Annotated in this window: 4 protein-coding genes and 1 tRNA gene; 4 read left to right on the top strand and 1 reads right to left on the bottom strand. The window is 39.5% G+C overall.

The window, feature by feature from the left end:
• The first annotated feature begins 2 nt into the window (after positions 1–2).
• The 3 genes from BQ2683_RS04505 (at position 3) to BQ2683_RS04495 (ending at position 3,881) form a co-directional block, all read left to right on the top strand.
• Positions 3–353, top strand: coding sequence for a hypothetical protein (locus tag BQ2683_RS04505; protein WP_069987561.1), 351 nt, complete (start codon positions 3–5; stop codon positions 351–353).
• Positions 323–3,505 carry a glycosyl hydrolase family 2 protein gene (locus BQ2683_RS04500; protein WP_069987560.1) on the top strand — a complete coding sequence of 1,061 codons (3,183 nt, stop codon included), beginning with the start codon at positions 323–325 and terminating at the stop codon, positions 3,503–3,505. Before BQ2683_RS04505 ends, BQ2683_RS04500 begins: the two co-directional genes overlap by 31 nt.
• Positions 3,506–3,792: 287 nt before the next feature.
• Positions 3,793–3,881 (top strand) — tRNA-Ser (locus tag BQ2683_RS04495).
• A 580-nt stretch (positions 3,882–4,461) separates the two neighbouring features.
• Here BQ2683_RS04495 and BQ2683_RS04490 read toward each other — a convergent pair.
• Positions 4,462–8,970 (bottom strand): family 78 glycoside hydrolase catalytic domain, encoded by a 4,509-nt coding sequence (locus tag BQ2683_RS04490; RefSeq protein ID WP_069987559.1) that lies wholly within the window; start codon positions 8,968–8,970, stop codon positions 4,462–4,464.
• Between the two features lie 207 nt (positions 8,971–9,177).
• Here BQ2683_RS04490 and BQ2683_RS04485 point away from each other — a divergent pair, with 207 nt between their 5' ends.
• Positions 9,178–10,278: an AraC family transcriptional regulator gene (locus BQ2683_RS04485; protein WP_069987558.1), complete on the top strand. Its 1,101-nt coding sequence runs from the start codon at positions 9,178–9,180 to the stop codon at positions 10,276–10,278.
• Positions 10,279–10,318: the final 40 nt, after the last annotated feature.

Below are 10,318 nucleotides of genomic sequence, written 5' to 3'. Positions count from 1 at the left end.
AAATGAAAAAATCAATTCGTAAATTGTTGGCAGCAGTTACTACTACAGCTCTTGTCGCCAGTGTAACAGCTACCAGTATGGTTTCAGTAAGTGCTATTCCACAATACACAAAATCAGATATTATTTCTGCATTTCAAAATCCGGATTTAGATGCTAAACCGATGGCAAGAATGTGGTTTGTAGATGGGCAGGCTGGAGCGATTGAAAATGATATCATTGCCGAGCATTTGGCAGGTATGGCAAAATCCGGATTTGGTGGAGTGGAAATTGCCTTATTAGCAGATAATTCCAACATGACAAACGATCAAGCAGGAGAATATGGTTGGGGCACAGAAAACTGGAAAAAACAGTGAAAAAGATTTTAAAAGCCGCTAATACCATTGAAGGTGGATTTAAAGTAGATTTTACCATTACACCTCATTGGCCACCAATTTCCAATACAATAGATCCAAATGACGATGAAGCCGCGACAGAGCTTTCCTATGCTTATAAAAAAATTACAGCGGATGATTTGGCTGCTGGTACTGTTGATACTCCCCTTCCTATACAAGAAAAAACAGATTTGGCTAGAACACCCTTTTATAAAACTGACCGTTTTGTTGCAGCTACTGTAGCGCAGGTGATTGGATTTGAGGAAAAAACAAATAAACCGATCTTTCAATTTGAAACATTGCGAGACCTAACTGACGTAACTACCAAAAAAATTGCAGTGGAAGGGGAATGCTATAAAGAAGAAAACGGTATAAAATACGCTGGGTATGCGGCTGGTATTCCTTCCAGGGAAGTAGCCGAAGCGGATGGTATTGATTACGATACACAGATTTTAGCCAAATTTGGTCCAGAACCATCTACCAATGATTTTGAAGGAAAAATTGACAAAGACGGAAACCGCAAACGAATGGCGGATTGGCAATACCTTTACGAAACTGATTTGACAAAACTCAATTTACAGGATTACCATCCAAACAACGACGAAACCTTTGCTGTTGGAGATTATGTGCTATTTGGCAGCTACTGCCGTGGAACAGGGCAAGCCGTTTCCGGCGCAAATACAACGATGAAAAATCGCACTTATGTAACCAACTATTTTGAATCCGATGGTATCCAAAAAGCGTTGGATATTTGGAACGAATGTATTTTAGATGACGAAGTAAGGGCGTTGATGGAGAAAAACTGTGGTAGCATTTTTGAGGATTCCATCGAAACTACCCACGATGGTCCCTTCTGGTCCGCTGACTTAATGGAAGATATGACCAACTATTTAGGGTATGATACTACCCTATATGCTCCGGTTTATATGTCCGGAAGAACAAGCAAAACATTCGTGGATGTACCTGGACAAGCAGCGCCAGATATTATTGTTACACGTGACGCCGATTTTATTTTCCAATCGGAAAATGATGAATCCGAACGGATTATTGAGGATTATAATTTAGCATTGGCGCACCTGTTTGAGACAGAACATGTAAAGACGATTCAAGATTGGGCTGCTGGGTTTAACTATAATTACCGTGCGCAAGCATACTCTTTACCAGGATTAAGTATTGTAGGGGCGGCATTGATGACTGATGTAACAGAAGGGGACAACTCCACTTATAAGGATGCGTTGCGCCAACTTTCCAGTGCCGTCAATATGAAAGGGGAAAAATTCCTTTCTTTAGAATCCTGTACCTTTGCAAAGGCGGATTTTAATTGGCAGACCATTTTAAAAGAAATGAATCAAAACACTTCCCAGGGAGTAAACCGTGTCATTGTACATGGAAGCGCTTATCCTGTTACTTTAAATGATTACCAAGATTCTTGGCCAGGTTGGAACTGGGGTGGTGGGACAGGATTTCCAGCATGGGATAGCCGCCAAATTTTCTGGGATGATGCTGATGCACTCAATGGATATATTACTAGAACACAGGCAGTGATGCAGAATGGTACCGCAAAAGTTGACTTAGCAATCTTAAACGACACCGAGCAATCCTTTCATTTAATTACTAAAAATTCCAACCAGGAGTTATTAAATAACGGATATTCCTACAATATTTTGGATGAAAGCGTATTAAATTTGGATTCTGCTGTTGTTACCAATAGGGTATTAAATGAAAACGGGCCTGCTTACAAGGCCATTGTATTGGATAATGTTAATATGTTGTCTGCTCCTACCGCTTTCAAACTAATTGAATATGCAAAAGCAGGTTTACCAGTCATTTTGAAAAACAGTAATCCACAAAGAATTTATGGGACAGAAAAAGATGAAAATAATGTGGATAATTTGACTGCGTGGATTGCAGAATTGAAAAACATGGACAACGTAAAATCTGTTACCACAGAACAGGAATTAATGGATGTGTTGGCAGAGCTAAATATTTCTTCCAGTGCACAGTATACCGATGTCAATGGATTAGAAGCTTCCCATCGTCAAGATAATGTGGGGGATTATTACTACTTGTTTAACGATAATACAGAACAACCGGTGTCCACTACTGTACAATTGGAAGGGAATGGTGTACCTTACACTTTAGATCCATGGACAGGTGAGATAATACCAATTGCAACCTATACAGAACAGGAAGACGGGGTTTCTATCCACCTTGATTTAGGCGCAAAACAATCTGTAATCATTGCAGTTGCACCGGAAGGTGGAGATTTTCCAAAAGTAGAGGATACCCATGTGACAGCTGTTACAGGAGGTCAAGCTGTTTACGATGGGGAATCTCTCATACATCGGTCAACTGAAAACGGAAGTTACGGTGTGGTAATGTCAGATGGTTCCATCAAACAGATTGTAGATCAAGATGTGGAATCCCCAATTTCAATACAGGAATGGGATTTATCTCTGGAAAGCTGGGGCCCAGATGAATCTGTAAATGATGTTAACCCAACCATTAGTAAAAAAACAACTGTTTTATTCAACCATGTGGCAACAGGTACTACTTGGGATCAGCTGCCTGCAACAACAGAACAACTGAAACAGCTTGAAGTTAATTCAATGGCGGATGTATCCGGTATCGGGACTTACTCTGCAACCTTTACCTTGTCAGAGGATTGGAACATCAACAATGGCGCATACTTTAATTTTGCGAAAAATGAAAACGATGAAGTAGTGGAAGTAACTATAAATGGCAATGTGATACACAATATTGATACATTCGCAACCTCTGTAGACCTATCCCATTACCTTGTAGCAGGAGAAAATACCATCTCTGTCAAAGTAGACAGCACCATTACCAATCGCTTTAATGCAACCCATCAATCTGCGGATAGAACAACCCATGGATTGATGAGTACTGTGATAACTCCTTACCAGGATACTATGTTAATAACCCATGCGGAACAGCCAGAAGATCCATCTTCTACCCCTTCTCAAGGAGAGCAAGGTTCTTCGTCACAGGGAAGTGACTATACTGGCAACACTGATTCGGTAAAAACAGGGGATGTTGTTCCAATCGCTGGAATAGCTACTGTTTTAGCAGCTGCTGTTTCCACTGTTATAGTAACACGCAAAAAGAAATAGTTTTTCCACTATTTTTCCTTTTCCATAATAAAAACGTCCAGGGAAATTTTCCTGGGCGTTTTTACAATATCTTCTTTTGAAATTTAAGGATAACCAACTTATAATTGGCAATTATAGTTTGTCCTAAAAGTAAAATCTAAATTTGCTGTTAGAACTTCTTCCCATTTATAAAGATTTTAAAGACACTGGTTATCAAATTCGGTTTGAGCAAATAGAGTGTTCTCTTTTTAATGAAAAAAAGAAGGAATTTGACAATCTGCTCGGAACAAGGTATAATATTTTATTATGGAGAGTTGTCCGAGTGGTCGAAGGTGCAGCACTCGAAATGCTGTGTCCCCAAAAGGGACCCAGGGTTCGAATCCCTGACTCTCCGCCAAGTTGAGTCTGAATGTAAATGCGTTCAGACTCTTTTTTTGTCGTTTAACCATGATAACCTCTTAATTTTATCAGAAGTAGAGAAAAAGTTTTACACGAGAATTACTTTAGAACATTGCTAGTTTACATGGAAAAATCAAGCAATAGATTCGCCCTTTTATTATTTTTTATTTATTTTCATGTAATAGGAATGGTCTCAAAGCCACTAGTAAACTAGTGGTTTGCTCAGATCCCAGACAGGTTAGTACTTGCTGACCCCTGGAAAGGATATTGAAGGACTACCATCACAACGTTTGTCCCGCTACTGGTAACCAGTTTGGTCTATCTTTCCATGCCCTTATGTAAAAACAAAACTGTATGCAAAAATCCCCGAATTTTTTTCCGAAATCTTTCATTCCATTTTCAAACAGACGGCATTCTACATCTGCAAAAGTTTCTTACTCTGCCAATGCTTTTTTACCCCTGATTCTATCAGGGGTTTTGTTAAGCCTATGGGCAGCAATAAAGAATCCCCAGGAAAAATTTCCTGGGGATTCTTAATAGAGAAAGAGAAAAGGATGTCTTTAAAATAAAGTTAGATTTTATTTTTTCTTACGGGTAATCAGAATTGCTGCACCTGCTACTGCCAATACTGCCATACCTGCGATTGGGGCAATGTCCCCTGTTTTTGCTGCGTTCGCTTTTGTTGTTGTGCTTTCCTGTCCAGTTTGGGTAGCATTGTTGTCGGTAGTTGGTGTTTCAGTTTCTGTTCCTTCTGCTGCTACTAAACCGTCCATTGCACTCTGTACATTTTCTACTGCTGTGTCTACTTCTTCCTGAGTTGCGTTTTCATTTGCTAATACTGCATTCGCATCTTTTAATGCCGCTTCCAGTACTGCGTAGCTTTCTGCTGTGTATACATTCGCATCTATCTGATTTGCTTTTGCTACTACTTCTTCCAGAATAGATTTATCTGCTTTGTATCTCAGGTTCAACATTGCGTTTAACAGCTTATCTGCTACTTCATTGATTTCCGTCTGCATTGCGTCTCCGTCTTTGTATACGCTCTGAGCTGCTTCCAATGCTGTGGTAAATTCCGCTTGACCTGCTTCTACATACTTGCTCAGGTCGATTTCTTCTGCTGCTGCAATTAAGCTTGCTAATTCTTTTTTATCGCCTGCTACAAATCCCAACTTATGGATTTCGTTTAGCAAGGTTTTCCATGCTGCATCCACTTCTTCCTGGGTTGCTGCATCATTTTCTGCTACTGCTTTTGCATTTGTCAACGCTTCATCAAAGGATTTTTGTACACTTTCGATGGCATTATCATATTCACTACTTGCTTTTGCTGCATCTGCGTATTCGATAACAGAATTTAAGATGCCTTTATCTGCTGTTTCTGTTTCATCTGCTACATAGCCATCCGCAATGCTTGCTACCAATTTACCATCTTGCAGTGCAAAGTTGTAGCCGCCCGCTTCTACTGTAAATTTCGCTACAGTGGTTTCGTTGTTAATTGTCATACCTTCATAGGTAACGCCTGCAATATTTTCAAATTCTGCAACCGCCTCTTCACTTACTGGTAAATATAAGGTTGCTGTTGTATTTGCTGGTACTACTGCTTCATAAGAAGTCATTGTACCATTATCCGCTGTCCATCCACTGTAAATTTCACCATAGTTGGATTCAAAGGAACCGTTTGCATATGTAAAGCTTCCACCTACTGTTGGTTGTAAAATGAATTCCTGATAACCTGGATTTGCGTCATCACCTGTAATCCCCAATTGGTAACCCATCATCCATTCGGAGATTGCGCCTAAGGAGAAATGGTTAAAGGAGTTCATTGAGTTGTTTCCACCAAAACCGTTTTCTACGGTATAGGAGTTCCAGCGTTCCCATACAGAGGTTGCGCCCTGGGTTACTGGATACAACCAGGAAGCATAATCGGTGGATTCAAACAATTTATAAGCATCATCAATATAACCATTTTGGGTTAATGCTGGAACTAAATTTGGAGTACCAGAGAATCCAGAGGTAATTGTATAAGGCTTGATATTTCCATTATCATCTACAAAAGATTGGTCCGGATTTTTAACAGTATTAAGATAGTTTTCGGCCGCTTTTTCTTTATTTGCTTCATTAAATACATTGTAAACCAGTGCGGTTGCATAGGAAGCTTCTGTATCCTGAATTTTTCCATTTGGAGTTTTTGTTTTACCGGTTTCTGGATCAACATAAATTCTGTTCCAAGCCTCTTTTGCTGTATCGTAACGAGTACGCAGTTCGACAGCCATATCGGTTCTTCCAACAACTTCCGCCATTTGGGAAGCAACATCCATTAAATAAATGTATACGCCGTTATTAATTAACGCAGCATCTGTGGATACACGGGAGAGCCAGTCTGCCAAGAAACCAGTTTTGCTGGTTAAGGATGGTTCTGTTACTTGTTCGCCATCCTCATTGGTGTATGTCATATCATTATTGTCAAGATAATTCAAATATTTGTAGATTGCATCAATATTATCTTCAATAATGGATGGATTTCCATATTGACGATACATTTGCCATGGAACCAATGTTAAAGCCGCATCCCAGGAAACACCATTAAAGCCACCTGGATTTCCTGTACCAACTTCACTGGAAGTATCTTCTAAGTCATAGGAACCAAATGCTGGAGCATATACTGGCAGGTCACCAGCCTCGCCCTGTTCTGCACGTAAAGAATTTAACCATTGACGATAGAAGTTGTATACATCTGCATTATAGCTTGCCGCACGGGAGAATACCTGAGCGTCGCCAGTCCATCCCATTCTTTCATTTCTCTGTGGACAGTCGGTTGGTAGAGATAAGAAGTTACTTGTCTGGGAGTTTTGAACGTTTTTAAACAACCTATTGCTCAAAGCATTGGAGCTATCATAAGTGGCAGTGGTATCTACAGAGGAGATGATTAACGTTTTAATGCAGTCTGCTGGTAACTCTTTCTTTAACCCTGTAATTTCTAGATAGCGGTACCCATGGAAGGTAAAATGAGGTTCAATTACATTTTCGCCAGCTTTTGCAGTGTAGAAATCAGTAGACATTGCAGCACGGTAGTTTTCTGTCATCAGTAAGCCGTCAATATCCGCGCTTGTATATTCTTCTAAGTTATCTGGATAAAGGATTTCCGCGTAACGGATAGTTACTTCCTGTCCTTCTTCTACATATCCTTCTGGAATTGTAATTTGTGGAACACCAATTACGTTTTCACCCATATCATAGATGTAGGAACCTGAACCTGGACGGGACTCCCCTAAAGCTTCCTGCACAGGGATTTCGTTTACAATACCTGCTGGTTCGTCATAACGGGTAACCATATCAAAATCATCGAATTGCGCACGGAATGGAATCACTTCAGCATCTCTCCACTGAGAATCGTCATAGCCAGCTTCATCCCATCCTTCAATGGCGGCTTCTTTGGTAGCGTCATAGCGTTCCCCTTGGAAGAAGGAACCATATTCTACTGGACCATCCCCATAATAATCCCAAGTTGCATCATCAGTTACAATGGTCTCAGTGGAACCATCCGCATAGGTTACTTCCAGTTTTGCCATCAAAGCTTGTTTATCGCCATAGTAGTTGTAATTGCTGGCAGTAAAGGACATATAACCACTCCACCAGCCTTCCCCTAATTTTGCTCCGATTGCATTTTCGCCCTGTTTGAGCATATCGGTTACATCATAGGTATGGTAAGCCATTTCTTCTCGGTATTCGGTGTTTCCTGGATTAAACCAGTCATCGCCCATTCTTTCGCCATTGATATACATTTCATAAATACCAGCTGCGGTAACATACATTTTGGCAGAAGCAATTTCTTTGTCTGCGTTAAATTCTGTACGCAACATTGGGGCGGAACCATAGGATGGGTCAGCGTATGCTAGAACATCCGCATCCTTTTTTCCAACAGTAATGGTGTTGTCATCGTTAACCGTAACGCCATCCAACCCTTTAAAGATATCATAGGTTGCACCTGTTGTAGCGTCAAACAGCATACCAGTGCTATATGGACCTGGATTACGGATTTCAAAATTACTGTAAGTAGCGGTTTCACCAGCTGGAACCGCAAAGCCAACAGAATTTACATTTGGGAAACTGTTGTAGTTCCCGCCTGCTCCTAATGGGTTAAGTTGACGTCCATTATCCACTACAGTACCATTAATCGTACAGGTTACCTTACTGCTTTCCTGAGAAGCAGTATCCACAGAAATTGTGATTGGTTGGTGTGCGTTCTCCGCATTGATTACTTTACTGATATCAATTGTAATATCGGGGACAGAAGGATCATTTTCTACTTCCTGAGCTTCCATCTTCTGTGTTGGACCACCCCAGCCATCTTCCATGACAGGGTCTCCATTTTCGTCAAATACAGGAAGCATTGCTGGCATGCCAACCACATAAATATTTAATTTGGCTGCGTTTGGATCAGTGATATCAATTTCATATTTAAAGTAGTTTTCTCCACCATCCCGCCAGATATTAAAATATTCATTATTTAGACGAAAATCATTTGCGCCTAAAATTAAGGATGCTTTGGTATTTCCTTCTGGAATGGTAATGGTAGTACCTAAATCAAAATAACAGGCAGAAGTTGCATCAAATGTCAATTCATCTGCACCAATCCACTCTGCTCCTCCCCATGCATCCTGGGAAGTGCTCATCAGCCCTGTTTCAAAAATGGCAGGATCAGATGTATAGGTTTTTCCGTTTTCATCTGTTACAGTTACCGTCCAGGTATACGTAGATTTTGCATCCAGAGCATCACCAGCATATTTGATAAAGGTGGATTTCGAATCTTTTACAATACCAGAATCCCAAACTACAGCACCTTTTTTATCTTTTACTACAATATGATAGGATTCCTGTTTTGCCCCAATTACATTAGAATCCATCTGCCAGCTGAATTCTGGCACAGTATCATCAATCCCCAATGGGTTAACCAAACCATCGGTTTTCATGTTTACAATTGTGGTTGATACATCAGGTGCAGCAGAAGCAAATAAGGTTGCTGGAACCATAGTTGTTGCCATCGCTGCCGCTACCACAAAAGCAGCAATTTTCATTTTTGTTTTCTTCATAAATTTCCCTCCATTTTTATTTTTTGTGATTTCCGTTTCACAACACCTCTAGTTTACCATATATAAAAGTGGAAAATACAGGTTCATTTTCTCTACAAACAGGCTGTTTTTCGTAAAATTTCTATCACTTTAAAATATTTATTAGCAAGATTGACAAATCAGAACCAACTTGTTATGATAAAATTACCAAGAAAGGGAGAAGAGTATATGGAAAAAACAATCCGTCAACAGATTGATGCTATTATTCAAAATATACGGGAACATCCAGTACATATGACAAATATGATCCATCGTATGCAGCGGTTAAGGGAAAAAATCCAAGCTGGAGAACTTGCTCCTCCAGCCCAGTTTGGATTTGATGAACGGGCTTTTTTTGATGAAAATGAGGAAATTACCGTTTATCTTGATTTTATCTCCCCTATTTTTCCATCCAAAGAGGGGGATTCGTTTGAAAATCGGTATCAACTTGCAAAAAAATTTCTGCATCAGCACAATTTTTTTGAGCTGTACTATGTTTATTCCGGAGAATGCTGTTGCTTCATCAATCAGAAAGAGTACCGTCTAAAGCCTGGCTCCATCTGTGTTTTAAATACTCAGCAATCCCATAGCGTTCTATTGGTGGATGAAACCACTAATTTAATTAATATTTTAGTAAAACGCTCTACTTTTACCGATAAAATCTTATCCATGTTGGATAGCAACGATATGTTTTACCAGTTTTTTACCCGCTCCTTATATGATCCCAGTCCTATCCCTGATTTTATCAAGTTTGACGTAACAAATAACAGCCACATTGAGTTTTATTTATTGCGCCTATTACAGGAATATATGGAAAAACAAAGGCTGAACCAATCCATGATGTGTTATATGCTTTGTTCCATTATGGTAGAACTATCCCGCCAATATGAAAAACAGCTTAAATCCGCAAAACAAAAGGAAAGCCTACAAATTTTTGATGTACTAGCATATATCAACAGCCATTTTTTAACAGTTACCTTAAAAGAATTGTCGGAACAGTTCCATTATTCCCAAAATTATATTTCACAATTTATTTTAAAACAGACTGGAAAAAAATTTAGTGAAACCGTCAACCATTTAAAATTGAGGAAAGCGCAAGAACTTCTTTGCAACAGTGATTTGGATATCGAAACCATTGCCGCCAACCTGGGATACAGCGACCGAAATGGCTTTGAAAAAGCATTTAAAAAAGCTTTTCAAATTACCCCAAAGCAATATGCTTCTTGGAAAAAAGATAATATGGCTATTCCATCTATGAAACAAGAAAATGGAAAAATATCTTTACCTTAAAAAATAGGAGACATATTTATGTCTCCTATTTTTCATTTTT

Source organism: Massilioclostridium coli (assembly GCF_900095865.1).
GTDB lineage: Bacteria > Bacillota > Clostridia > Oscillospirales > Ruminococcaceae > Massilioclostridium > Massilioclostridium facile.
Note: the sequence above shows the minus strand (reverse complement) of the source record. Positions and strands in the feature narration are given on the sequence as shown.